General features: G+C 62.1%; 24 protein-coding genes. 15 read left to right on the top strand and 9 right to left on the bottom strand.

Going from position 1 to position 24,402, the window contains the following annotated elements; all coding sequences use genetic code 11:
• The first annotated feature begins 77 nt into the window (after positions 1–77).
• From ABZ728_RS08315 to ABZ728_RS08285, 7 genes are all read left to right on the top strand, one after another.
• A complete protein-coding gene (locus tag ABZ728_RS08315) occupies positions 78–647 on the top strand; it encodes a hemerythrin domain-containing protein (RefSeq protein ID WP_366655624.1) in 570 nt (189 codons plus the stop codon).
• 538 nt (positions 648–1,185) lie between these two features.
• Positions 1,186–2,031, top strand: coding sequence for a transporter substrate-binding domain-containing protein (locus ABZ728_RS08310; RefSeq protein ID WP_366655623.1), 846 nt, complete (start codon positions 1,186–1,188; stop codon positions 2,029–2,031).
• 79 nt (positions 2,032–2,110) lie between these two features.
• Positions 2,111–2,857: an amino acid ABC transporter ATP-binding protein gene (locus tag ABZ728_RS08305; RefSeq protein WP_366655731.1), complete on the top strand. Its 747-nt coding sequence runs from the start codon at positions 2,111–2,113 to the stop codon at positions 2,855–2,857.
• Between the two features lie 30 nt (positions 2,858–2,887).
• A complete protein-coding gene (locus tag ABZ728_RS08300; RefSeq protein ID WP_366655622.1) occupies positions 2,888–3,631 on the top strand; it encodes an amino acid ABC transporter permease in 744 nt (247 codons plus the stop codon).
• Positions 3,631–4,296 (top strand): amino acid ABC transporter permease, encoded by a 666-nt coding sequence (locus ABZ728_RS08295; RefSeq protein ID WP_366655621.1) that lies wholly within the window; start codon positions 3,631–3,633, stop codon positions 4,294–4,296. Before ABZ728_RS08300 ends, ABZ728_RS08295 begins: the two co-directional genes overlap by 1 nt.
• Before the next feature lie 72 nt (positions 4,297–4,368).
• The gene (locus ABZ728_RS08290) at positions 4,369–5,301 is read left to right on the top strand and encodes an N-carbamoyl-D-amino-acid hydrolase (RefSeq protein WP_366655620.1); all 933 of its coding nucleotides are present in this window, start codon (positions 4,369–4,371) and stop codon (positions 5,299–5,301) included.
• A 4-nt stretch (positions 5,302–5,305) separates the two neighbouring features.
• Positions 5,306–5,995, top strand: a complete 690-nt coding sequence (locus ABZ728_RS08285) for a flavin reductase family protein (protein WP_366655619.1) — start codon at positions 5,306–5,308, stop codon at positions 5,993–5,995.
• Here the strand turns inward: ABZ728_RS08285 and ABZ728_RS08280 are convergent.
• Positions 5,987–6,655: an aspartate/glutamate racemase family protein gene (locus ABZ728_RS08280; RefSeq protein ID WP_366655618.1), complete on the bottom strand. Its 669-nt coding sequence runs from the start codon at positions 6,653–6,655 to the stop codon at positions 5,987–5,989. The genes ABZ728_RS08285 and ABZ728_RS08280 overlap by 9 nt on opposite strands.
• Positions 6,656–6,760: 105 nt before the next feature.
• Here ABZ728_RS08280 and hydA point away from each other — a divergent pair, with 105 nt between their 5' ends.
• Positions 6,761–8,224 (top strand): dihydropyrimidinase, encoded by a 1,464-nt coding sequence (gene hydA / locus ABZ728_RS08275; protein WP_366655617.1) that lies wholly within the window; start codon positions 6,761–6,763, stop codon positions 8,222–8,224.
• A gap of 148 nt (positions 8,225–8,372) precedes the next feature.
• Here the strand turns inward: hydA and ABZ728_RS08270 are convergent, their stop codons facing one another.
• From ABZ728_RS08270 to ABZ728_RS08245, 6 genes are all read right to left on the bottom strand, one after another.
• The gene (locus ABZ728_RS08270) at positions 8,373–8,969 is read right to left on the bottom strand and encodes a hypothetical protein (protein ID WP_366655616.1); all 597 of its coding nucleotides are present in this window, start codon (positions 8,967–8,969) and stop codon (positions 8,373–8,375) included.
• Positions 8,970–8,971: 2 nt separating this feature from the next.
• Complete coding sequence (locus ABZ728_RS08265) at positions 8,972–9,421, bottom strand: helix-turn-helix transcriptional regulator (RefSeq protein ID WP_366655615.1); 450 nt, start codon at positions 9,419–9,421, stop codon at positions 8,972–8,974.
• A gap of 42 nt (positions 9,422–9,463) precedes the next feature.
• On the bottom strand, positions 9,464–9,880 hold the full coding sequence (locus ABZ728_RS08260) for a hypothetical protein (protein ID WP_366655614.1): 417 nt from the start codon (positions 9,878–9,880) through the stop codon (positions 9,464–9,466).
• A 296-nt stretch (positions 9,881–10,176) separates the two neighbouring features.
• Positions 10,177–11,316 (bottom strand): methyl-accepting chemotaxis protein, encoded by a 1,140-nt coding sequence (locus ABZ728_RS08255; RefSeq protein ID WP_366655613.1) that lies wholly within the window; start codon positions 11,314–11,316, stop codon positions 10,177–10,179.
• A gap of 102 nt (positions 11,317–11,418) precedes the next feature.
• The gene (locus ABZ728_RS08250) at positions 11,419–12,081 is read right to left on the bottom strand and encodes a response regulator (protein WP_366655612.1); all 663 of its coding nucleotides are present in this window, start codon (positions 12,079–12,081) and stop codon (positions 11,419–11,421) included.
• Between the two features lie 23 nt (positions 12,082–12,104).
• Entirely contained in the window at positions 12,105–13,730 is a 1,626-nt protein-coding gene (locus ABZ728_RS08245) for an ATP-binding protein (protein WP_366655611.1), read from the bottom strand.
• 283 nt (positions 13,731–14,013) lie between these two features.
• Between ABZ728_RS08245 and ABZ728_RS08240 the strand changes: the two genes are divergently transcribed.
• On the top strand, positions 14,014–14,679 hold the full coding sequence (locus tag ABZ728_RS08240; RefSeq protein ID WP_366655610.1) for a hypothetical protein: 666 nt from the start codon (positions 14,014–14,016) through the stop codon (positions 14,677–14,679).
• Between the two features lie 16 nt (positions 14,680–14,695).
• Here ABZ728_RS08240 and ABZ728_RS08235 read toward each other — a convergent pair whose 3' ends face one another.
• The gene (locus ABZ728_RS08235) at positions 14,696–15,040 is read right to left on the bottom strand and encodes a hypothetical protein (protein ID WP_366655609.1); all 345 of its coding nucleotides are present in this window, start codon (positions 15,038–15,040) and stop codon (positions 14,696–14,698) included.
• A 298-nt stretch (positions 15,041–15,338) separates the two neighbouring features.
• Complete coding sequence (locus ABZ728_RS08230) at positions 15,339–16,928, bottom strand: winged helix-turn-helix domain-containing protein (protein ID WP_366655608.1); 1,590 nt, start codon at positions 16,926–16,928, stop codon at positions 15,339–15,341.
• Between the two features lie 174 nt (positions 16,929–17,102).
• Here ABZ728_RS08230 and ABZ728_RS08225 point away from each other — a divergent pair, with 174 nt between their 5' ends.
• From ABZ728_RS08225 to ABZ728_RS08200, 6 genes are all read left to right on the top strand, one after another.
• Complete coding sequence (locus ABZ728_RS08225; protein WP_366655607.1) at positions 17,103–18,188, top strand: pyridoxal-phosphate dependent enzyme; 1,086 nt, start codon at positions 17,103–17,105, stop codon at positions 18,186–18,188.
• Positions 18,189–18,258: 70 nt separating this feature from the next.
• Positions 18,259–19,758 (top strand): pyridoxal-dependent decarboxylase, encoded by a 1,500-nt coding sequence (locus ABZ728_RS08220; RefSeq protein WP_366655606.1) that lies wholly within the window; start codon positions 18,259–18,261, stop codon positions 19,756–19,758.
• Positions 19,759–19,843: 85 nt separating this feature from the next.
• Positions 19,844–20,779, top strand: a complete 936-nt coding sequence (locus tag ABZ728_RS08215) for a carbon-nitrogen hydrolase family protein (RefSeq protein ID WP_366655605.1) — start codon at positions 19,844–19,846, stop codon at positions 20,777–20,779.
• Positions 20,780–20,894: 115 nt separating this feature from the next.
• A complete protein-coding gene (locus tag ABZ728_RS08210) occupies positions 20,895–21,641 on the top strand; it encodes a sulfite exporter TauE/SafE family protein (RefSeq protein WP_366655604.1) in 747 nt (248 codons plus the stop codon).
• Between the two features lie 165 nt (positions 21,642–21,806).
• Positions 21,807–22,736, top strand: a complete 930-nt coding sequence (locus ABZ728_RS08205; protein WP_366655603.1) for a L,D-transpeptidase family protein — start codon at positions 21,807–21,809, stop codon at positions 22,734–22,736.
• A 10-nt stretch (positions 22,737–22,746) separates the two neighbouring features.
• On the top strand, positions 22,747–24,036 hold the full coding sequence (locus ABZ728_RS08200) for an FAD-binding oxidoreductase (RefSeq protein ID WP_366655602.1): 1,290 nt from the start codon (positions 22,747–22,749) through the stop codon (positions 24,034–24,036).
• Positions 24,037–24,402 lie beyond the last annotated feature (366 nt).

Here is a 24,402-nt window from a genome sequence, read left to right as displayed (position 1 = left end):
GCGCCGCTATTGATCCGGCCACGAGGCGCGCCCACTGTCTGATAGAGGGCGAACCCCGGAAATCTTGGCACGGACTCATGATGACAGACCTTCCTCAGCGCGGCGCGCTGCCTGACGACCTCACCTTCCTGCTGAAGAAATACCCGCGCGAGGAATGGCCCGGTAATCCGAAGCTTGGGCAGACCGGCGCATTCTGGCTGCAGCGCCATGGCATGTTCCGCGAACTCGGCGGCCTGCTGCTCAACGGCACCACGTCCTATTGGGAGGAGAAGATCGGTGCGGACGATTTCAGGCAGTGGTTCATCCCCCGCCTGCAGTTTTTTCTGTCGTCACTGAACGATCATCACCGCATCGAAGATACAGCTTATTTTCCGGCCTTTCAGAAAGCTGAACCGAATCTGGCACGCGGATTCGAGATTCTGGACCAGGATCATCACATTCTGCACGACGCCATCGAACGGCAGGTCCAGACGGTCAACACCCTGCTGCAGACCGAGGCCGGGCAGGCCGATGCGCTTCGGCGCGCCGCCGATGCGCATGCGACCGCCAGCGCGTCGATGGTGACGATGCTGCAGCGTCACCTGGACGATGAAGAGGATCTCATCATCCCGCTGCTGATGGATCGAGGCGAGGGCACAATTCTCTGAGCGTGCCCCGGTCCTGCGACTTTGCCCCGATCATGTTTTACGCGATTGAGAGGGCATCGGCGCAGCCTGGCCCCCACCCTGATCGTCCCCGCCCTTATCGTCCCTGGGCACCGATCGGGGACCGCGAGCCGGATGAGCCCGGTCACGTGTCTACTTGGGAGAGTTGCTGCACGAGGTCCCGGGTCGGCAGCGCGTCCCTTAGTGGCCGCGCAGCGCCCGGGACGATCAGGGTGTGGACATCACCATTCTCGCTGTCGATACCAATCTGTGCACACGGAAGGCCCCGGGATTCGGCCCCTGAACCCACCTCATTGACTTGCTCACTGGATGGGCACGGACCATCCCGGCGCTGCACAAGCGCATAATCTTGCGCCATACCATTGCCTTCTCATGGCCGTCCATGCTGGTATACCTTCGGCATACGACTTGCGTATGAACAAGGAGGGCCGTGTGGTCCCGTCCGGCATCCGGCCTTTACGGCTGATGGGTGTGGGGCGGCCAAACGGTTCGAATTGCGTAGGCACAGGGAGACAAAAAAATGTTCAATCTCAAGAATACAGCGATCGCGGGCGGCGCCATGGCGCTTGCGCTGGCAGCGGCAACCGCCTCGGCGCAGGAGCCGATGCGAACCGGCGTCGACGGCACGTTTGCCCCGCACGCGATGCCGACCCTCGATGGCGGCGTCGAGGGCTTCAACGTCGATCTCGCGAACGAGATCGCAGCGCGTCTCGGCCGCGAGATCGAGATCGACGCCACGCAGTATTCCGGCCTTTTGCCGGCACTGCAGGCCGGTACCTACGACTTCATCGCCGCACCGACGACCGTCACCGAAGAACGCGCGGAGAACCTTCTGTTCACCGAAGGCTATCTGAACACGGACTATCAATTCGTCGTCCGCACAGGCACCGAAGAGATCACCGATCTGACACAGCTTGAGGGCGAGGTCATCGCGGTCAATCGCGGGTCTGCCTATGAATCCTGGGTCCGCGAACTCGAAGACGAGATCGGCTGGATCATCGAGACCTATGGCACCAATACCGATGCCGTCCAGGCCGTGATCACCGGGCGCGCCCTTGCCAACGTCGCTGGCAATACGGTTGCGGCCTGGGCCACAAAGAATAACGACTCGATCGAACTGTCGTACCTGCACTCCACCGGTCTGGTCTGGGCGACGCCGCTGCGCCTCGACAGCGCGGAGCTGCGCAACGAGATCGACGAAGCGATCGAGTGCATGAAGCTCGACGGCACCATGGCGGCGATGCACGAAGAGTGGTTCGGCGTCCCGCCAGAAGAGGGGTCGGCGGCGGTCACGGTGTTCCCGGGCTACGGCGTTCCCGGCACGCCGGGCTATGACGACACCGAGCACGAGCCCGATTGCGGCTGAAGCCCGGCCTTTCCCTCCAGAGAGTGAGGCTCCAGCGGGCGGGGCCCGGCCCCGCCCGTCCGGCTGTAAGGAGATCGAACTGGTGACGTCGGAAGTCATTCTGGATGTGCGCGGGTTGCGCAAATCTTTCGGACCAACGGAAGTCCTGAAGGGGCTGGATCTGGCGGTCGATCCGCAGGAACTGGTGTTCATCATCGGCCCGTCGGGGTCGGGCAAGAGCACCTTCCTGCGGTGCATGAACCGCCTTGAGGAACCCTCCGCAGGGTCGATCATGATCGACGGCGTCGATCTTCTGAACCCGAAGACCAACATCAATCTGATGCGGCAAAGCATCGGCATGGTCTTTCAGTCGTTCAACCTTTACCCCCACATGACGGCGCTTGGGAACGTGTCGCTGGCGCTGCGAAAGTCGCTGGGGCGCAGCCGGGCCGAGGCTTCGGAGCGGGCGCGGGCGGCGCTCGATCGCGTCGGCCTGGCCGAAAAGGCCGATGCCTATCCCGCCGAACTGTCCGGCGGGCAGCAGCAGCGCGTCGCCATTGCCCGCGCGCTGGCGCTAGAGCCGAAGATCATGCTGTTCGATGAACCCACCTCGGCGCTCGACCCGGAGCTTGTCGGCAGCGTGCTCGCTGTCATGCGTGACATGCGGGAATCGGGCATGACCATGGTGGTCGTCAGCCACGAGATGCGGTTCGCGCGCGACGCGGCCGACCGCGTCATCTTCATGGATCAGGGCAGCATCGTCGAGCAGGGCAAGCCAGCCGACATATTCACGGCCCCGAGCCATGAGCGTACCAAGGCATTCCTTTCCGATCTGACGCCCAATTGAGCGGAACCGTGGGTATGGGACTTCTCGCCAATGGATGATATTGCGCCCGACGCATCGCCGCCGGACACGACCCTGCTGGACGCGCCGGCCACCGATGCCTGGTCCGTCTTCGTGCGGACCTTTTTCAATCCGACACTGATCGACCGCTATACGCCGTCGATTCTGGAAGGCATGTGGATCACGATTCAGGTGGCGGCACTGGTGGTCATCACCGGCATCGTTCTGGGATTGATTCTGGCCAGCCTGCGGACCTTTCGTATCCGGCCGATCAACTTTCTGATCGTCGTATTTGTCGACATGTTCCGGGCGTTGCCGCCCCTGGTCGTGATCCTGCTGGTCTATTTCGGCCTGCCCGGCGTGGGCATCAGTCTCACCGGCTTCGCCGTTCTTTGGCTGGTGCTGTCGCTGATACTGGCTGCATTCGCCGAGGAAATCTTCTGGTCCGGGATCCTGTCGATCCGGCAGGGCCAGTGGGAGGCGGCGCGATCGACAGGACTGACCATGACCCAGACCCTGGGTTACGTGGTCCTGCCGCAGGCCGTGCGACTGACGGTGCCGCCGCTGACCAACCGCACGATCGCCATCACCAAGAACACCGCGCTGGGATCGGTGATTGGTGTGCCCGAGATTCTGTCTCAGGCGAGCAGCGCGCAGAGCTTTTCCGGCAGTGCGACGCCGCTGATGATGGGCGCGATCGCCTATGTCGTGCTGTTCATTCCGGTCGTCCTGTTCGGGCGCTGGCTGGAAACCCGTTTTGCCTGGAGGCGTGCCTGATGGATGCGCTGCTCGATCAGTTCTTCAACATCCAGATCATGATGGATGCCTGGCCGATCGTCTGGCGCGGGCTGCGCATGACCCTGCTGCTCTGCATCGTGGTCATCCCGCTCGGCCTGATCAGCGGTCTGGCCGTCGCGCTGACATGTGGCGTCCGCAATCGCGCCGTCCGCTGGACCATGTACGGCTTCGTCGATTTCTTTCGCGCGGTGCCGCCGCTGGTGCTGCTGGTCTTCGTGTATGCCGGTATGCCGTTTGCGGGGATGCGGCCGTCGCCGTTCCTGGCAGTGGTGATCGCCTTCGTGCTGAACAATGCCAGCTACTACGGCGAAATCTATCGTGCCGGCATCGACAGCATCGGCAATGGGCAGTGGGAAGCCGCGCGGTCGACGGGGCTGAACGGGTTCCAGACGCTTGGCTATGTGGTGATTCCGCAGGCGGTCCGGAACGTGCTGCCGGATCTCGTCTCCAATACGGTCGAGGTGGTGAAGCTGACATCGATCGCCAGCGTGGTGGCGTTGCCGGAAATGCTGTATTCAGCCGATATGGCGCGATCGATAACCTACAACCCGTCGCCGATCATGCTGGCAGCCATCGTCTATCTGATCCTGCTATGGCCCTGCGTGCGCCTGCTGAGCCGCCTGGAACATCGGATGGGCCGCTAGCCGGCGAAGGCGCCAATAAAACGACGGACAACAAGAATACCAGACCGATAATCATACGAGGGAATGAATGCCATGAGGACCGTGACCGTTGCCGGCGCCCAGTTGGGCCCGATCCAGAAAGCCGAGAGCCGGGAACAGGTTGTCGCGCGCATGATCGACCTGATGGATCAGGCCAAGGCGAAGGGCGCCGATCTGATCGTCTATCCCGAACTTGCGCTGACGACGTTCTTTCCGCGCTGGTACATGGAGGATCAGGCCGAAGTCGACAAATGGTTCGAAAAGGAAATGCCGAACGCGGCTACCCAGCCGCTGTTCGACCGGGCGAAGGAATACGGCATGGGCATGTCGTTCGGCTATGCCGAACTGACGCCCGACGGCCACCATTTCAACACCAGCATCCTAACCGACAAGACCGGCCGCATCGTCGGCAAGTACCGCAAGACGCATCTGCCGGGTCACGCCGAGTTCGACACCGAGCGCGCGTTCCAGCATCTCGAAAAGCGGTATTTCGAACCGGGCGACACCGGCTTTCCGGTCTTTCGCACGATGGGCGGCATTTTCGGCATGTGCATCTGCAACGACCGCCGCTGGCCCGAAGTCTATCGCGTGATGGGGCTTCAGGGCGTGGAAATGGTCGTGCTCGGCTACAACACCCCGTCGGTGAATTCGCAAAAGGGCGAGGAAGCCGGCGACAAGCGGATCTTCCACAGCAATCTGTCGATGCAGGCCGGCGCCTACCAGAACTCGACCTGGGTCGTCGGGATCGCCAAGGCGGGCAGCGAGGACGGCCACCCGCTGATGGGCGGCAGTGTCATCATCAATCCCGACGGCGAAATCATGGCCCAGGCGAAGACGGAAGACGACGAACTGATAGTTCATGCCTGCGACCTCGACGACACGATCTTCGGCAAGGAAACGATCTTCAACTTCGCAAAGCACCGCCGGATCGAGCACTATGGCCTGATCACCTCGCAGGTCGGCGTCGTTGTGCCGCCGGAAAAGTGATCCCATGACGGATCGGAACGACGAAGGGGGCGGCGTTGCGGCCGATATCGGATTCGACGCCTTGGATCCGGCCCTGCGCTACAAGCTGCTGGTCGGGGTCGTGGTACCCCGGCCGATCGCGTTCGTGACCACATTGGGCGCGGACGGCCAGGTCAATGCCGCGCCGTTCAGCTTCTTCAATGTGTTCTCCGAGGAGCCGCCGCTGGTCGTGCTGGGCCTTCAGTCGAAGCCGGACAATTCGCCCAAGGATACGACCGCCAATATCCGGCGCAGCGGCGAGTTCGTCGTCAATCTCGTCGACGAGGACCTTGCCGAGGCTATGAACCTGTGTGCGGTCGATTTCCCGCCCGAGGTCAGCGAACTGGCCGAAGCCGGTCTGACCACGGCGCCCTGCACCGACATCGCCGTGCCGCGGATCGCCGAGGCCCCGGTTTCGCTGGAATGCCGGCAGGAGATGATGATCGCCTTCGGGCCGCACCGCGACCTGCTGATCGGCCAGGTGGTCCGTCTGCACGCGCGCGCCGGCATTATCGACCCGGTATCGTACCGCACGAACATGCAGGCGTATCGGCCGGTCGGGCGGTTGGCCGGCAGCCAGTACAGCCGCCAGAGTGACGTGTTTTCGATGGTGCGCGAAAACCTGGACGAGTGGCAGGCGCGCCAGGGCGCGCGCCCGCCTGCACGGTCACCCTGAATGCGCCGCCGAAAAGACGATCGCGCCCATCGCCAGGGTGACGGCAGCCTGGGTCGGGTCGATCACCGGGATGCCGAGAGCGTCTTCCAGCGGAGCCCGGTGCTTTGCCATGCCCGCGCAGCCCATGATGACGACATCTGCGCCGTCCCGGTCGCGCAGATCGGTGCCGACGGCGATCATCCGTTCCAGCGTGTCGGCGCCGGACGCGGATTCGGCGACCGACATGTCCAGCGGACGCTCGCCCGCCAGACGGACATCGAGGGCCAGCTGGCGAAGATACCGCAGATGCCGGCGGATCGATTTGCCGGAAATGGCGATGACGCCGAAACGTTCGCCGCGCGACAAGGCCGTCAGAACGCCGCTTTCCGCAATGCCGAAAACCGGCTTTTTGGTGGCCTCGCGGCACACATGGATTCCGGGATCGCCGTAGCAGGCGATGACGAAGGCGTCGGTCCGGGGCTCTTCCTCGGCCACCAGCCGGGCCAGCGGCAGCGCCACGGTCTCGATATGCGCCTGGGTTTCGATGCCGTGCGGCCCTTCGGCCAGACCGATGCAATCGATCACCGGCCCGCCGGCCAGACGCAACGGCGCCAGGGCCTGATCGAGCCCGGCGGTCACCGCGTCGTTGGAATTCGGGTTGATGACGAGGATGCGGCTCATGGGCGTGTTCCTTGACTTCGGGGCAATCGGACAGGGACGCTCACCGGTGGGTGAGACAGTCGAAATGGCAAAGGCCATTCTAACGCTAAGGGGGAGTATAGGGGAATGACTTCGTACGATCTGATCATCCGGGGCGGCACCGTCGCGACGGCTGCGGACGTCATGGCCGCCGACGTCGCCGTCAAGGACGGCCGCATCGCCGCGATCGGGCAAGGCCTGTCCGGCGCCGATCGCGAAATCGACGCAGGCGGCAAGCTGGTTCTGCCGGGCGGGGTCGACACCCACGCACATATCGAGCAGCTTTCCGCGAGCGGGTTGATGAATGCCGATACCTTCGAGTCGGCAACCGTGTCCGCTGCCTTCGGCGGCACGACAACGGTGGTGTCCTTTGCCGCCCAGCATGTCGGCATGAGTCTGTCGAATGTCGTCGCTGAGTATCACGGCCTGGCCGAGAAGGGCGCTGTCATCGATTATGCCTTTCACATGATCGTCGCCGATGCGACGGAAACCGTGATCAAGGACGAACTGCCGCGTCTGGTGCGCGAGGGGCATTCTTCGATCAAGGTCTTCATGACCTATGACCGGATGAAGGTGGACGATCAGAAGCTGCTCGACATCCTGATAACCGCCCGCGAGACCCGGGCGATGGTGTGCGTTCATGCCGAGAACCACGGTATGATTGCGTGGCTGGCCCAGCGGCTTCTCGATCGTGGATACACAGCGCCCAAATACCATGCCGTCAGTCACCCCCGGTCGTCCGAGGCCGAGGCGTTCAACCGCCTGATCGCCATGGCATCGCTGGTCGATCAGCCGATCATGATCTACCACGTCTCGACCGCCGAGGGCGTTGCCGTGATCCGCAAGGCGCGGGGCGAGGGGCTCAAGGTTTTCGGCGAAACCTGCCCGCAATATCTGTTCCTGACGGCGGCGGATCTGGACAAGCCGGGCGCCGAGGGCGCCAAATGGTGCTTCAGTCCGCCGGCGCGCACCACGGCGGATCAGGAAGCCATCTGGCGGGGCCTGGAACTGGGCGATCTACAGACTGTGTCGTCGGATCATGCGCCCTATCGCTTCGACGAAACCGGCAAACTTTCCGCCGGCCCGAACCCGACCTTCAAGCAGGTGGCCAATGGCATGCCGGGTCTCGAAACGCGGATGCCGCTGCTGTTCGACGCCATGGTCTCGAAAGGGCGCATGAACCTGCAGCGGTTCGTCGACATCATGTCGACGACGCCGGCGAAGCTCTACGGCCTCCATCCGCGCAAGGGTTCGATCGCCATCGGCGCCGATGCCGATATCGCGATTTGGGACCCCGAGAAGAAGGTCGCCCTGAACGCCGACATCATGCATGACGGCACCGGCTACAGCCCCTACGAGGGCCGGACCGTGACCGGCTGGCCCGTCACGGTGCTGTCGCGCGGCCGCACCGTGGTCGAGAATGGCGGGCTTCACGTCAAGGCCGGGTCTGGCGAGTTCCTGGCGCGCGAAGCCGGACCCGCCGCCGAACCGACCGGCAACCTGTCGCCGGAATTCGATCCGCAGCGGAATTTTGGCGCGCAACTCTACTGACCGCGGCCGAATGAGATCGGGGAAAGCATTGGCGACATCCCCGGTCTCCGTGGCGCAGCAATCCGCGGCTGACCAAATCGAGGAGAAATTGAACGATTGACGAATGTGAAACCTTGCACGGTCGAGGCGAGTCCGGAGGAAGGCGACGCTATCGCAGGATCGGCAACAACGGCAGACTCGCCTCGGCCTCGCCATTGATATGGCTCACATGCGCACGGAAATAGGGGTAGGTCGCCATCTTGCCAACCTTCTCCATGAAATGCTTCATGGCATCTTCGCTGCCGTCTTCGATCTGGTCATAGGCGATCAGATAACGCGCTTCTATCGATAAAACCGGGCTGGCATCCGACTCCGACTTGCTCTTCTCCGACCCCTTTGTGGCGCGTTCGGTAACGAATACCTTCCATTGCAAAATGGCGGCGATCCGACCCGCGTCTGTGTCGTTATCAATAACGGTCAGTTCATGATCAAGGTTATGGTCGAATGAACCTGAATCCCCATGATTGAAATAGGCTGGTTCGCTTTTGAACTCGGACCCAGTCATGAATATCCGCGCCAAGCGCGCCGACTTGACCACTCGGTTATAATCTTCTGCGGACGGTGCCGCCTTGGGCATCGGCGGTTCTTCGGGAATAAAGCTGCGGAGGCTTTGGTTGACATTGCGGCCTTTCTTGCCCTTGGCCGCGCCAGTCTTGGAACCGGATTTCCGCGCTGGTCCGTCCTTTTTGTCGTCGTCTCCATCCATGATTATGCTGCCTGATTATTGCAGGGTTCATAGCGATCCGTGCCGACGGCTTCTTCGCTTCGGAATCTGATGCTTTTGTGCTCAAGGCGCACGACGTTCTGCCATGTACTGTGTCGACGTTCCCATTCATCGACCGTGACGCCATAGTGGCGATCGAGATCGGCGCGCAGTTGGTCAAGGCGGCTGCAGGTCAGGCGGGGTTCCTGCTTCAAAACATGGTAGATTCGGGCAATCGTCCTCGCCTGCAAGTTCCGGCCGTTTTGTGAGAAGATGCGGCTTATACGTTGTTCGGAAATTCCCAGCCGCTCGGCAAGAGCGCGCTGAGTCATCCCGCTATCATCCATCAGCCACGCTATGTCGTTCACAACATCGGCGAGAAAGCATTCCTCTGCCTCGATCAGGTCATTCTCCGCATCGGGGAACGGCTTTGCCATTTCAGTCCCTTTGCTCATACTAATCTCCAGTTCCTAAAGATCAAGCCTGTGTTTCAGTTCTCAGCTCATTAGAATAGTGCCGATCCTCTTGGAAGCAACAGCGCCATCAGAAGTTTTCATTTTATTTTGTTTTTTCTTCATGCACATTGTGATCAAAAACGTATTTACTCCACCTAACAAAACTTCAGAACCGTACATTCTCAATTGGCGTCCTTTGAAAGCATAAATCTTATATTCTTGTCCAAATCCTGATTTATAGGTGCCTTCGTTACGAAACGCATCTGAACCAAGATACTCGCCATTACGCCATCGCCCGAAATATTTATTTGGAACGGTGCTTTCTCTTCGATCTTCTTTAATAATTTCTAGCGCAACCAACCATTCAGATTTGAGAATGCAAATGCGACCGTTTCGGCCCCGCGCGACACAAAAAATGCCATCATAGGGTTTCTCCAGCAAAAACGGTTCTTGGGTCACGTACTAAACACCTAGGTTAAGTTTGCCGTTTTGTCAACCGGATATATTGACGTTGCGCCCGCAAAATACCCTTATAGCGCGCGTATCGCTATCAGAATATCGCCATGAAATGTAGCGCGAGGGACGAATGGGCCCGCCGAGCTGCGCGAATGGCGTCAGAGACTTTGCTGCGGTGTGAAACTGGCAAGCACACGCTCGGTGGCTACGCCGAGAAAATGTCCCGGCTGGTCGTATTTGATGCGGTCCGTGATGCGGCGCGGGGCATTGACGTGCATTACCGCATTGCCAGAGCGGTTCTATGACCTCGTGGCCAAACCCTGGTCGGTGATGGTCACGAGGCGCCTTGCAAACTCCATATTGGCCTCGGAGCCTTTTATCGCCCGCTCGGTGTCTTCCTCGATCTGAACCAGCTTGTCGACCATCGCCGTGAACACGATCGTCTGGTTTTCCGCCTGGGCCGTCGTCTGATCGGCCATGGACGCCGCATGGTCGAGCGTTCCTGATATCGTCTCGATCAGGGAATGGGCGTCGCGTCCGGTCTGGTCGAGCGCCGTCATTCGCTCGGACAATTCGGTCAAACGGGTGGTCAGCGTCTCGGAAACCGGGGACAAAACCGAGATCAGGTCATTGATTTCGCTTGCCGATGACGACGCGCTTCTGGCCAGCGACTTGACCTCTGTCGCCACGACGGCGAATCCGCGTCCGGCCTCGCCCGCGCGTGCGGCTTCGATCGTCGCATTCAGCGCCAGCAGGTTGGTTTGCTCGGCGATGCGCGAGATGTCGGTCGCCATACGGCCGATATCCTGAAAGCGGCTGTTGAACTCGGCAAGCCGTTCCGTGGCCTGTCTGGTCGTTTCCGCGCCCGATGAAACCGACCGGGTCATATCGGCGACCTGCGCGTGCGCGCGGCTGGCTTCGTCCTTGGCCGTCGCCAGGGCCTGCGTCGCAGTGCTTGCCGCGTCTTTGGTCCTGGCCGCTTCGTCCGCCGTCTGTCGCGCCTCCCGCACTACATCGCCGATGAAGGTCAGCCGTTCGCGCGAGTTGGCGTTGACCGTCCGGGCCGTTTCGCCCATATCGCGGCCGATCGAATTGGCATCACGCAATGCCTCGGTTGCCACTGGCGCATCCGACGGTGCGGTGCGGTCGCTTGTCGCCGGGACATCGTCTTCACTTTGCGCCGACGGCGGCCCGGAATCCGGAACGGGTATCGCGGTGGCAGCCGGTCTCGGGGTGGTTGCAGCGCCGATGGTGGCGACCACGAAGGGCACAAGGACCGTCAAAACTGCGGTCGTCCACGACACAGGTGCCGATCCCGTCAAAGCGTCCCACTGATTCAGCGCGATCAGGATCGGTCCGACGACAGCCGCCGTCAACGCGGATCGGCGCAGGGTCCCGGCCTCCGTCGCGCGGGAAAATACCGTCACCTCATCCGGCATCACCGGCCCTCCTTGCGTTGCTTTTGCTGCTTCCCCGTCCGACGCATAGCCGCGTGATCGTTTGAATTTCGTAAAGACGCACGAAGCTCCCATGAGCGGTGTTCATCGTTCCGCGACGTCGATCCGGTTGCGATAGGCGGTCGATGACAGGGCTGTGCGGACCAGATCGGAGGCCGTCGTGCATTCCAGTTTGCGCATGACATTGGCGCGGTGGATCTCGACCGTGCGGATGCTGACGTCGAGTTCATAGGCGATCACCTTGTTCGGCCGTCCGTCGAGGATAAGCCGGAGAACGTCGTGCTCGCGTGCCGTCAGCCGTTCTATGCGGGCATCGATGCCCGCCTGGGCAAGATCGAGCGATCGCCGCCGCCGGTCGATCTCGAACGCCTTTTCGATGCGGTCGATCAACGCCGTCTCGTCGAAGGGCTTCTCCAGGAAATCGAGCGCCCCGGCGGCGACCGCCCGGACCGCCATGGGGATATCGCCGTGACCGGTGATGAAGATCACCGGCAGTCCGATGCCGTTCTCGGTCAGGGCCTGGTGAAGCGCGAGACCGTCGCGTCCGGGCAGCCGCACATCCAGAACGCAACACCCCGCAGCGTCGGCGGGAAGTGCGGTCTCGAACGCGTCGCCGTCCCTGAATCCCTCGACCGTGAAGCCGCTGGCCCGCAACAGCATCGAGGTGCTGTCGCGCACATCGTCGTCGTCCTCGACCAGATAGACGGTCTCCAGTGGGTGTGCTTCGCGGTCCCGTGATGATCTCATGGCAGTTCTCCGTCCTATCGGCTTCAGGCGGCTGCGCGCCTGATGGCTCTCGCAGGCAGCTTCAGGGTCATCCGGGCGCCGCCAAGCGGTCCGGTCCCGCCGGTCAAGGTGCCGCCGTGCGCTTCGGCAATTCTTTTGCTGATGGCGAGTCCCAATCCGAGCCCGTTGGGCTTTTCGCTGGCGAACGGTGTGAACAGGTCCGGCCGGTCGGGGAGGCCGGGACCGTCATCGTCCACCGAGATCGTAAGGTTGCCGTCGCCGGTTTCGGCGTGGAGGCGCACTGTTCCGCCGGGGCCTGTGGCTTCGCAGGCGTTGCGGATCACGTTGACCAGAACCTGCTGCAACTGAACGGGTGCCGCATGGACGAATGGAAGGTCTTCTTCGATGTCGACATCGATCGTGACAGCGCGACGGACGGGATCGTTCTCCAGCAGGCGGATCACTTCGCGCACAGAGATGGCCGGGGCAATGTCTTCGGCTTGATCGCCGCGGCCGCCGATATATCCGCGTATCCCCTGAAGAATGGCGGCGGCGCGGTCAGCCATGGCGGCGATCCGGGTCACCGCCTCGCGGGCGCCTCGCGCGTCGCCGCTGTCGGTCATTCGTGCCGCAGCCTGAGCATAGCTTTTCAGTGCCGCTAGTGGCTGGTTCAGTTCGTGTGCCAGCCCGGCCGCCATTTCGCCGAGCGCGCTGATCCGGCCGGCCTGCGCCAGGGCCGCCAGCGTTTCCGCGGACTGCCGGTCCGCGCGCAGCCGTTCCTCGGTGGCGGCCATGATGACCAGGATCGTCATGACCAGGATCGTCAGATGGATGTGGAGCGAGAGCAGGTCGTACATGGGATCATGGCCGGCGAACGGGCCGTGGCCCCATGCGGTGCAAGTAATGGCGATCCCGGCCGTGATCGTCAGCAGAGCCGTCGTGATGCGGGTATCCATGCGTATCGCCGCAAGGATGAGCCCGGGGAATACCGCATAGGAGAGGGTTTCCATCAAGGCGCCGCCAATGAAATTGGTATAGCCGATCCCTGCGAGGGCCAGACTGCCGGCGACGATCAGCCCGGTTTCGGCGGTGAAACGGGGCAGGGGATCGCGCCGGCGTCCCCAGACCAGAATGAGCGGCGCAATGAAGGCGATACCCGTGAAATGGGCGACCCAGCAGACCCACCACATTTCAGTGAACATGATGGCGCCATGCTCGGCCGCCATCGCCGCGGCGCCGGTCAATCCGGAAATTCCGCCACTTGCCACGGCTGCGATGAACAGCAGGATCGCGGGATCGGCGGAACGGTCCAGTGTCGTTTCGCCAGCCAACCGGTGCAGCAGCCAGGCGCCGGTCGCGGCGGCCGCAGTGGCCCCTGCGCCGGCTATAACGGCATAGAGCAGAGCGACATCGGTTCCCAGATAGAACCAGGTCGCCGCCAGAAACAGCGGTGGCATGGCCGTACGGCCAAGCAGGGCCACGGCGGCCATCGCTACACCGCTGGAGGGCCAGAAAAGACTGATCGCCATGGGGCCAATGCTGACACCGGAGCCGATTCGGGCTGCGATATGATAAGCAAGCCCAACCGCCAGCCAGACGGCGACCAGCTTCAAAGCGCGGTGAAACAGGTTTTCACTCGATCGCTGCGTACCACCGAGGCTGATCGTCACTGCTATCCTCCAGGCCCATGTTTACCGCACCAGAATAGCGCGAAAACGCGCCCCTTCCCATCGGGGTAAACCGATATCCGCCTGTCGGTACGATATCCTGTCCCCTCTGGCCGGTGGTGAAACTTTCTTCTCATCTGCTTGCCAAACCTGTTTTCTGGCTCTAGAGATTTGAACCTGACAGCAAGAAAAAATCAGATGTCGGCAATCCTGCAGCGAAAAAAGGCGACTACCGGCCACGGCCGGATGCTGGAGCAGGAAGCCGGGGGCAAACTGGGGGCGCAAAATGACCGATCTTTCCGGGCTTATCTCAGACCCGCGTGAATTCCTGAAATACAATCTTCTGATCATGGACACGTCGGCCAACGGGGTCTGTCCATTCATGGTTCAGGCGGTCGGCATGTTCCGGATCAAGCCCGACGACCGTTTCGACAATGTGATCCGCAAGTCTAAACGGTTCTGGAAAAGCAGCTATGGCATCAAGGCGCTGAAAGTCTCGTGGGCTCACATGGATTCCGGGTCCGATACGCTGGCGGGATTCTGGCTACCCTATGAAGCCGACAATACCAAGACCGCCACGCTGCCCAGCGCCGGGCGGAGCGACGCCAGACTCATGTTCACCGCACCTCTGAGCGGTTGCACCTTCGCCAGCGCCACCTACAAGAACGGCACCGCAAAGGTCGCACACGCCAATTATCAGACCGAAGAAGGCACGATCGATCATGGCCGCATTCAGCAGAATACGAACGGATTCACGAACTATACCCACCGCGATAGCTACCGGACCCGGAAGCACGGCCGGGCCGTGTCGCCGATGCAGCAGGCAGGCCTGCTGATGACCGTCGTCGGCGTGAACCTGCCGCAAAAAGGGTGGAAATTTTATGGCCAGCAGTTCGAGCTCGACATGATGACATGCCAGGTGGAGTACATCAAACTGCACTATCTGAATTGAAGCCGGTGTCGGCTGGTCACATAAAGCTCATGACGTCTTTCTTGTAATCCGACTCTTTTTCCCCCGAGGATAGAAACCAGTAGGGTTTTACGACCGCAAACTGTTGCTGATCGTCGCGCAACAGAACATAGGCACAAAAAACCGTTTCTTCGGACGGTCTGACGAAGGCGGCGATCCAGGGGTTCTGCTTCGTGCCGATATTTCTGGCATGGCCGAGCTTGCGCTCGATGTCATTCCGATTGCCGGCAAGGATCGCCTTGTGCCCCTGTCGGAATTTCTGATTGTATAGATCGGCATAGTTCTGAAGGACGAGCGGATTGTCGTAATCGGCTTCCTCGACATACCACTGAACGACAGCCATGTATTCGACGGCACGTTTGTTGGCTCTGTCGTATCTATTCTGTATTTGTCTGGACGTTTTGCCGCCGGAAACGTCTCTCAACCACGATATGAGCCCCACTGTGTTCTCCTTTTATATTTTTAAATGTTTCAGCTGGCGACCCGTTGCCGTTCAGTATCATCGGGGTTCCGGACTGCCGCTGGCACTGTCGACCGAACCAGGAGGGGACTCTGCCGCCAAATCCGGAAGAAGTAACCATTTTTGTATGCAGTCGAAAATTGAAAACTTCCGAACCTTCACCCTTTGAATGAGATCGGGATCAGAAGCCGTACCGCTGCAGTTCCGCGGCGACGCGCGCCCGGGACGCAGTGTCGCGCGTTGGAAAGGCGGCGAAGTAATGAGCCGCTGTAGCATCCGGTCTGAGCCGGCGGACTTTCTGCCGCCATCGGGCTGCCTGGTCGTGACGGCCGGCCAGCCCGTTGGCGGCAAGTGCAATCATGGAGATCAGGTAATGGGCCCCGGGTGTGGTGGCGGCACGGTCGGCCCAGCCCGCCGCGGCCTCGTGGTCCTCCTGCTGTATCAGCATCTGCGCGCGGACGCCGTGCATGCCGTAGAGCAGCGGGTCGAGCGGGCTCAGATGCAGCGAGGTGTCGAGCGCGGCGAACGTGGCTGGCGCTTGCCCGGTCAGCATTTCGGTGAAAGCCGTGGCATAGAAACCTTGCGCATAGTTGGGGTTCAGTGCCGTCGCCCGCGCCAGCCAGTCAGCGGCGATGTCGGGCTCGTCCGTCAGCCAGAACGTGCGCCCCATTGTAAAGTTCGCAAACGGGTCGAGCGCGTCCAGTTCCAGACTGCGTTCGGCGTGACGCCGCGCGTCGCGGGCCGCTGAAGCCGAATCGGGTGTGAGGTGCAGAAATGCGTCGAGAAAGCTGGTAAAGGACAGCCCTGCATGAGCGCGCGCAAATTGGGGATCCGCCCTGAGCGCCCGTTCGAAGCAAACCTGCGCCAGTGCCGTGTCGGCCGCCGTGAAACGGTACAAATGACCGAGGCCGATATGGTAGTTCGCCCAGGCGTCCAGCCCCTCGGGGTCGCTCAGCCGCGCGAGGCGTGCCTCGTTGAAAGGTATGTGGACTTCGAGCGCCGATACCAGATGAGCCACGATCCGCGCCCTCAGGTCGCCTATTTCGCCAAGGGGTGCCACGAGCCGGTCGGCCCAGACGATCTCGCGCGAGCTGGTATCGGTCAGTTCGAGCGTCACAGCGATGCTGCGGTCCGGGCACTCGATGATCCCGGACAGGATATAGCGTGCCGTCAGTGCGTTTGATACGAGATCGAGATCTGCAGCCTGCTGCCGCAACCGGAAGGTCGAGCCCCGCGCAATCACCGCAAGCCAGCGCAGCCGCGACAATGCCTCGATGATTTCGTGCGGGATCGCATCGCCCAGAATGGCGAGCGCCGGTACCATGCCGAGCCGCTGGAACGGCAGCACGGCGATTGAGGGCCGTCCGCCGGGGAGGCCGCCCGGGCGGCCGGAAGACTGGTGGACAATCTCCCCACCGGCTGCCTCCCCAGAGGCCTCCGCGGAAGCCGCATGTACGGGCGGCACGGTCGTTACTTCGGCGACGAAGCGGAATCCCCGGCCATGAACCGTGCGGATAACAGACTGTTGCGTTCCATCGTCGCCGACCGCCTGACGGGCCGAGCGGACGCGGCTGGAGATGCTGGCGTCCGAAACTGCCTGACCGTGCCAGACCGCGGTGACGAGCTCGTCCTTCGAGACCATGTGGTCACGGTTTCGGATGAGATGGATAAGAAGCGAAAGGACCTGTGGCTCCAGCCGCACCGGTTTGCCGCAGCGGCTGAGCTGAAATCGCTCCGGGTCGAGGCGAAAATCACCGAATGCCCAGGTCATGGAAGAGCATACAGCGCCATTGCCAACTCCTACAAGAAATCTTCAGAACTCCGTCAAGCTTGCCTGAAGCGGATGCCTCAGGATCAAGGCCTCAGGATCAAGGATTGAAACGGTGCTGAATACATCCTTCTGCCGGAATGCCCCGGCCCGATGGAGACAGGACGGAGAAGATCGATGGACGACATGACGATGCGCACAACAAGAGGACGTGGCAGGCTTTTCGCCAGCGTCCTGGAAACCGTGGGAGACACGCCCGCGATTCGGATCAACTCACTCGCGCCGGCCAGTGTGGATTTCTATGTCAAGGCCGAGGCCTTCAATCCCGCCGGGTCGGTCAAGGACCGGCTGGCGCTCAGTATCATCGAGGAGGCTGAGCGCGATGGAACCCTGAGCCCGGGCCAGACGGTGGTCGAAGCGACGTCGGGCAACACCGGCATCGGACTGGCCATGGTCTGCGCGGCGAAGGGGTATCCGTTGGTGGTGACGATGGCCGACAGCTTTTCTGTCGAGCGCCGCAAGCTGATGCGGATGATGGGGGCAAAGGTCGTGCTCACGCCGCGCGCTGAAAAGGGCTTCGGCATGTATCGCAAGGCGGTGGAACTGGCTGAGGCGCATGGCTGGTTCCTTGCACGTCAGTTCGAGACGGAGGCCAATGCCCGCATCCACGAGAACACAACCGCCCGTGAGATCCTTGCCGATTTCAAGGGCGAGCGGCTGGATTACTGGGTCACGGGCTATGGCACGGGCGGCACGGTGACGGGCGTGGGTCGCGTTCTGCGCCGCGAGCGACCCGAAACCAGGATCGTGCTGTCGGAACCCGCCAATGCGCAGCTTCTGGGCAGCGGTCACACACAGGCACGCAATCCCGACCGCTCTCCCGCCGAAAGCCATCCCGCATTCGAGCCTCACCCGATCCAGGGCTGGACTCCTGATTTCATACCCGATGTCCTGCAGGAAGCGGTGGATGACGCGCTTTATGACGAGTTGATCCCCGTGGCCGGCGCCGATGGCATTGCCTGGGCGCAAAAACTGGCACGGCGGGAAGGCATCCTGACAGGCATCTCGGGAGGAGCGACTTTCGCCGTCGCCATGCAGATCGCTGAACGGGCCGAGCCGGGCAGCGTGATCCTCTGCATGCTGCCCGACACGGGCGAACGCTACATGTCGACGCCGCTATTCGAAGCCATCGCCGGAGAAATGACCGATGAGGAAAGCGCACTGTCGCGGTCGACGCCCGGTTTCCAGATGGCCGCCGAATAGGCACCGCAGGCAACAGGCCGACACGCGCGCCGAACAATTTGCGTGACCATTGCAGCTTGGGAAAGCGATCATGAACGCATTCGTTAATGAAGCGAAGGCGAAGACTGCCGGGGAAGAGACCCTCGACCCGGCGGATTGGGAACAGCTCCGCGTCCTTGCCCGTCGGATCACGGACGATGCGGTCGACTACACCCGTGACATTCGCGAACGCCCCCTCTGGCGGGACATGCCGCCCGAGGTGCGCGCCCGGTTCCGCAGTCCGTTGCCGCGAGAGGGCCGCCCGCTGGCGGAGGTCTATGACGATCTCGTTACCCACATGTTGCCTTACCCGATGGGCAACATCCATCCGCGCTTCTGGATGTGGTACATGGGGGCGAGCAATTTCACCGGTGCGCTGGGGGACTTTCTTGCCGCCATTCTGGGCTCGAATCTCGGCGGCGGCGATCATGCCGCGGCCGAGATTGACCAGCAGGTCGTCGCCTGGATGAAGGAAATCATGGGCTACCCGGCGACGGCCAGCGGCACGCTGGTCTCGGGTGGGTCGATGGCAAATCTGATCGGCCTGACCGTCGCGCGCAACCGGATGTCAGGCATCGACATGCGCGACCTGGGAATCGGTGCCCTGAAGGCGCCCCTGCGATTCTACAGCTCGGACCAGGTCCATTCGTGCCACCGGATCGCACTGGAAACCATGGGACTGGGCAACCGGGCCCTCTGCCGCGTGCCGTCCGACGCAGCCTGCAGGATGGACATCCCGGCCCTGCGCAAATTCATCGCCCGTGACCGGGCGGCAGGGCTCCAGCCAGCCTGTGTGATCGCGACCGCCGGCACGGTCAATACCGGCGCCATCGACGATCTGGAAGCGATCGCCGATTTCTGCGCCGACGAAGGGCTGTGGCTGCATGTGGATGGCTGCATCGGTGCATTGCTGGCCATCGCGCCCGAAGGAAAGGCGCTGGTGCGCGGGATCGCGCGCGCCGATTCCATCGCGCTGGACCCGCACAAATGGCTGCACGCTCCTTTTGAGGTTGGCTGTGCACTGGTCCGGGACGCCGACGCCCATTTCGGCGCATTCACCGTAACGCCGGAATATCTTGAAAACGCACCGCGCGGCATCGCTTCAGGGGCCTGGCTGCACGACTTCGGTCTTCAGACGTCGCGTGGCTTCCGTGCGCTCAAGGTCTGGATGGCGCTTGAGGAGCAGGGTGCCGCCAAATTCGGCCGTCTGATCGATCAGGACCTTGCTCACGCCCGTCATCTGTCGGAACGGATAACAGCCACCCCCGATCTGAGGCTGTGCTTTCCGACCACGATCAACATCGTCTGCTTTCGTTATGATCCGGGCGGGTTGTCCGAGCCTGAGCTCAAGAGACTGAACACCGAGATCATGGTGCGTATGCAGGAAGCCGGCGTCGCCGCGGTGTCAGACACGACAGTGCAGGGCCGCCATTGCCTGCGCGCCGCACTCAACAATCATCGGACGACGCGCGCGGACCTGGATATCCTGATTGACGAGGTTGCACGCCAGGGCGCGGCGCTGATCGGTGACGCCGTTTCTGGCAGTCACTGAGCTTCACGCGCCCCGTGCTCCAAGAACAAGTGCGGCTCTATCATTGCAAATGCGCGTTTCGCATTCTTCCAGCAGAGGAACGAATATGAAGATCTCGATCGTACAACAACCACCGATCTACCTCGACCTCGAAAGATCCATGACTCGCGCGGTCGAACTTGTGCAGGAGTCCGCCGCCAAGGGCTGCGGCATGGTGGTTTTTCCCGAAACCTGGCTTCCTGGTTACCCCACCTTCGTCTGGCGGCTTCCGCCTGGGGCTGGCATGGGCAAGACGGATGAGCTTTTCGCCCTTTCGCAAGCCAACTCGGTGGATTTGACCAGAAATGGACTGAGGCCGCTTCAGGAAGTGGCAAGCGAGTGCGCTGTCGTGGTGGTGATCGGGTACCAGGAGATCGACGGCTCCGTCAGTGGCAGCACGTTGTTCAACAGTTGCGCGATAATCGATGCGGATGGCAGGCTGGTCAACAATCACCGTAAGCTCATGCCCACAAACCCGGAACGGATGGTCTGGGGTTTCGGCGACGGCTCAGGCTTGAACGTGGTTGACACCGCCGTCGGCCGTGTCGGGACCTTGATCTGCTGGGAAAACTACATGCCGCTGGCGCGCTATGCGCTCTATGCCCAGAACATTGATATCTATGTTGCCCCGACATGGGACAGCGGCGATACATGGCTCGCGACAATGCAGCATATAGCGCGCGAGGGCGGATGTTGGGTGGTCGGCTGCGCGACGGCGCTGGAAGCATCCGATATTCCCGACAGCGTGCCGTATCGCAACGAGCTTTTCCCGAACAAGGACGAATGGATTAACGCGGGCGACGCTGTCGTCTACAAGCCCTTTGGTGGAGCCATCGCCGGCCCGATGCATCAGGAAAAGGGCCTCCTGATAGCCGAGATCGACGTCTCGGCCGCGCGGGCCTCTCGCCGAAAATTCGATGCCAGCGGACATTATGCTCGACCCGACGTTTTCTCTCTCACCGTGAACAGGAAGAAACAGCGGCCAGTGCAGTTCGAAATTTAGTGTCCAGGCAGAAGTAGAAATTTCAAAACCGAATACGACGTATTGGAAAATGTTGAACTCCGGGGCGTGAGCAGGCAGGTTCAGGCCGCACACAGTCTGATTTGGCTTCTTCCCCATGGAAAATATCGTTCTGGCGATCATGGCCGCGAATGCCGTGAGCTTTTTCGGCGGATTCTCGAAAGGGCTTACCGGATTCGGCGCGCCGTTGGTGATGGTGCCTCTGTTCAGTCTCTGGCTGCCGCTTACCATGGCAGTGCCGATCACGATCCTGTTGAGCCTGGTGGCGACGGTGCCGATGCTGCGCGTGGTCCGCCAGCGGATCATGCCGCGCCGGGACCTTTTCGTCGCCGCGTGCTTTGCGCTCGGGGCATCGTTTGGCGTCCATCTGCTCGTGACCCTGCCGGAATCGGCGCTTCGGGCGGCACTGGGCACGGTTCTGGTGATCTTCGTGTCGTACATGTTCTTGCGGACGCCGGTAACGACCGTATCGCCCGCCTGGACGCGGCGCGAGGGCGCCGTGCTCGGCTCCGCCGCGGCCGTGCAGGGTGTCCTGTCCGGCGCTCTGGGCGGTGGCGCGCTGCCGATGGTGCCGTATCTTGCAATTCGATACGAGCGATCGGATTCGCGGGCCATCTTCGTGGTCGTGTTCACGATCGGGACCGTGGTTCAGACGGCGGGATACGCGTATTCGGGATTAATCGACGCGGCGTTGCTGGCGATCGTGGGCGGTGCGGTTCCCGGCATGCTGTTCGGCCTCGTGCTTGGCGCCTGGATGCATCCGCGTGTCGACGCCCGGCTGTTCGGCCGCATGATCGCGGTGCTGTTGCTATTCCCGGCACTGAACATGATCGGCATCCTTTGACCATATCCATTTGCTGTGGTTGACCCGTATTGCTTTGCCGGGGCGAAAATATAATATGCGTAGGTGTTTTCAGATATAACGTGTTAGCGCACCATTGTGTTCGAACATGTGTCGCCGATGACCAGCCGGTGCGTCATGCCCGGCAAGTTGAGGGAGAATAGTCGAATGTTAAGGCGGAGAGAATTTGTCGTTGGCGCCGGTGCGCTTGCCGTGGCGTCGGCGGCGGGAATCCGCCGGTCGGCTGCGATCGCGGCGGAAATGGCCGAGCCGGAACGGGGTTCCGACATCATCGGTACTCCCCGAATCCACGTCGCGCGGCACGAGGATACCCTCGTTACGATCGCGCGCGAAAACGATGTCGGCTTTGTCGAGCTTCGGCTGGCCAATCCTGGTGTGGATGTCTGGCTTCCCGGCGAGGGCACCCGGATTTCGCTGCCGACGCAGCGCATCCTTCCGAACGCTCCGCGAGAAGGCATTGTGCTCAATCTCAGCGAGATGCGCTTCTACTATTACAATCCCGAGACGTCCCAGGTGCGCACGCATCCGATCGGAATCGGGCGCGAGGGGCGCGGAACGCCAACCGGCACGACGCGGATCGTGCGGCGCCAGCATTTGCCGACATGGTACCCGCCGGCCTCGATCAGGGCCGAACGGCCGGAACTTGCGGGTGCTGTCCCGCCAGGCCCGGACAATCCGCTGGGCGAACACGCCCTTTACTTCGACTGGCCTGCCTATCTGATGCATGGGACCAACACGCCGGAGGGTGTCGGCCGTCGCGTGAGCGCCGGCTGTATCCGGATGTACCCGGAGGACATTGAGACGGTTTTCGAGATTGTGCCCATCAACACCCTGGTCACGATCGTCGACCAGGAGGTCAAACTCGGCTGGCATGAAGGGGAATTGTACCTGGAAGTCAATCCGAGCCAGGATCAGGCCGACGAAATCGAAATGCAGGGCGACTTCACGCGACGGCTGCCGGAAAACCTTGTCGCCCGCGTCATGGACGAAGCCGGCGACCGGCGCAACGACGTTGCCCTCGACGATGTTCGTCGTATCGGCATGTTCCGCCCCGGGTATCCGATCCGGATCACGTGACGGGGAACAAGTGACGGGGGTGCGGAACGCTGGCACCGGTTCGCACGGTGGCAAGCAACATGTCGTTGTCATCGGCGCCGGGCTGGTCGGCGTGGCCTGCGCCCTCTGGCTGCAGCGGGCGGGTATGGGCGTGACCCTTGTCGATCGCGCCGAGCCGGGGTCGGGCGCCTCATTCGGCAATGCCGGTACCTTCGCGACCTATGCCAGCGCGCCGGTCGGAACGCCGAAGGTTATCCGGGGCCTTCCCGGCATGCTGTTCGACCCGGCCGGTCCGCTGTCGATCCGCTGGCGCTATCTGCCGAAACTGGCGGGCTGGTTGGCCCGGTTCGCCCGACATTCCACCCGGGCCGAGGTCGAGCGTATTTCGCGGGCGCTTCATCTGTTGCTCGACCGCGCGCACGAGGGCTACGCGCCGCTGCTTCGCGATATCGACAGCGCCAGTCTCGTGCGCAGCAAGGGATGCCTCTATCTGTTCGGTACCGACGCTGAATTCGATGCAGCGGCGGCCGATCTGGCGCTGAAGGCCCGGCGCGGCGTTGCGGTGGAGGTGCTGGGCCGCGACGCGGTTCGGCAAATGGAACCGGCCATTGCGCCGGTTTACGCGAAAGCCGTCTATTTTCCCGATGCCACACATACGATCGATCCGGGGGCGCTGACGCTCGATCTGGCCGACCTGTTCCGGCGTCAGGGCGGGCGGATCCTGTGCGACAGCGTCGAGCGGATCGAGGTCGTCGATGGCCGGGCAACCGGTGCCGTGACCGCTGGCGGCGATATCCGCGGCGACCAGTTCGTTCTTGCCGCCGGTGCGTGGTCCAAGACATTGGCGGCGACGCTGGGCGATCGCGTTCCGCTCGACACCGAACGGGGCTACCACGTCATGATACCCCGCCGGGATGTGGTCGCGCGCCCCGTTGCGTGGTCGCGCGGCGGATTCTATCTGACGCCGATGGTCGAGGGGCTGCGTGTCGCCGGGACTGTCGAACTGGCGGGACTGAAGCGGCCGCCAGACCCGCGACGGCTGCGCAGGCTGGTCGCAGGTGCGCGCCACCTGGTGCCCGACCTGCCCGAACCGGTATCGGAATGGATGGGGTTCCGGCCGTCCATGCCGGACTCGCTGCCGGTTGTCGGGCGGTCGCCGACGGTCGCCAACGCCATCCACGCCTTCGGTCACGGTCATCTGGGGCTGACGCTTGCCGGAATTACCGGCCGCATCGTCGCCGACCTCGCCGCCGGGCGCGCAGCCGATCCGGACATCGGCGCGTTCGCGCCCGACCGCTTCAGGCGGTTCCGGTTGGGCTGACGAGGCCGCTGTCGATCGGACAAACCACTATGTCCGTGAGGTGATTATGAGTTGCGGGAATCTGCCTCAATGCGGTCGCCGACATCGGCTGGGTGGGATGACGGCGGATGCGACTTTCCCCTGTGTTCCGGCACTCACCGTCGAAATCGGGCACCGAGGTCTTCGGTGTCGTCGATCAGAGCATCATCGTTTGTCAGGTCCGGTACGCTTTGTCTAGAGGCCGGGTCGAAGTCGCCTCACTAGTGGTTCGATTCCGACATTTGCATCCCATTTCCTCACGCTCCGTCGCAAATGTCGGAATCTATGAACCACTAGGAAAACATTGTTATCTAGTGGAATTTCGAATTTGACATTTGATCGAGCGCC

This window comes from Fodinicurvata sp. EGI_FJ10296 (assembly GCF_040712075.1).
Lineage (GTDB): Bacteria > Pseudomonadota > Alphaproteobacteria > DSM-16000 > Inquilinaceae > JBFCVL01.
This window is presented reverse-complemented; position numbering and strand designations above follow the sequence as displayed.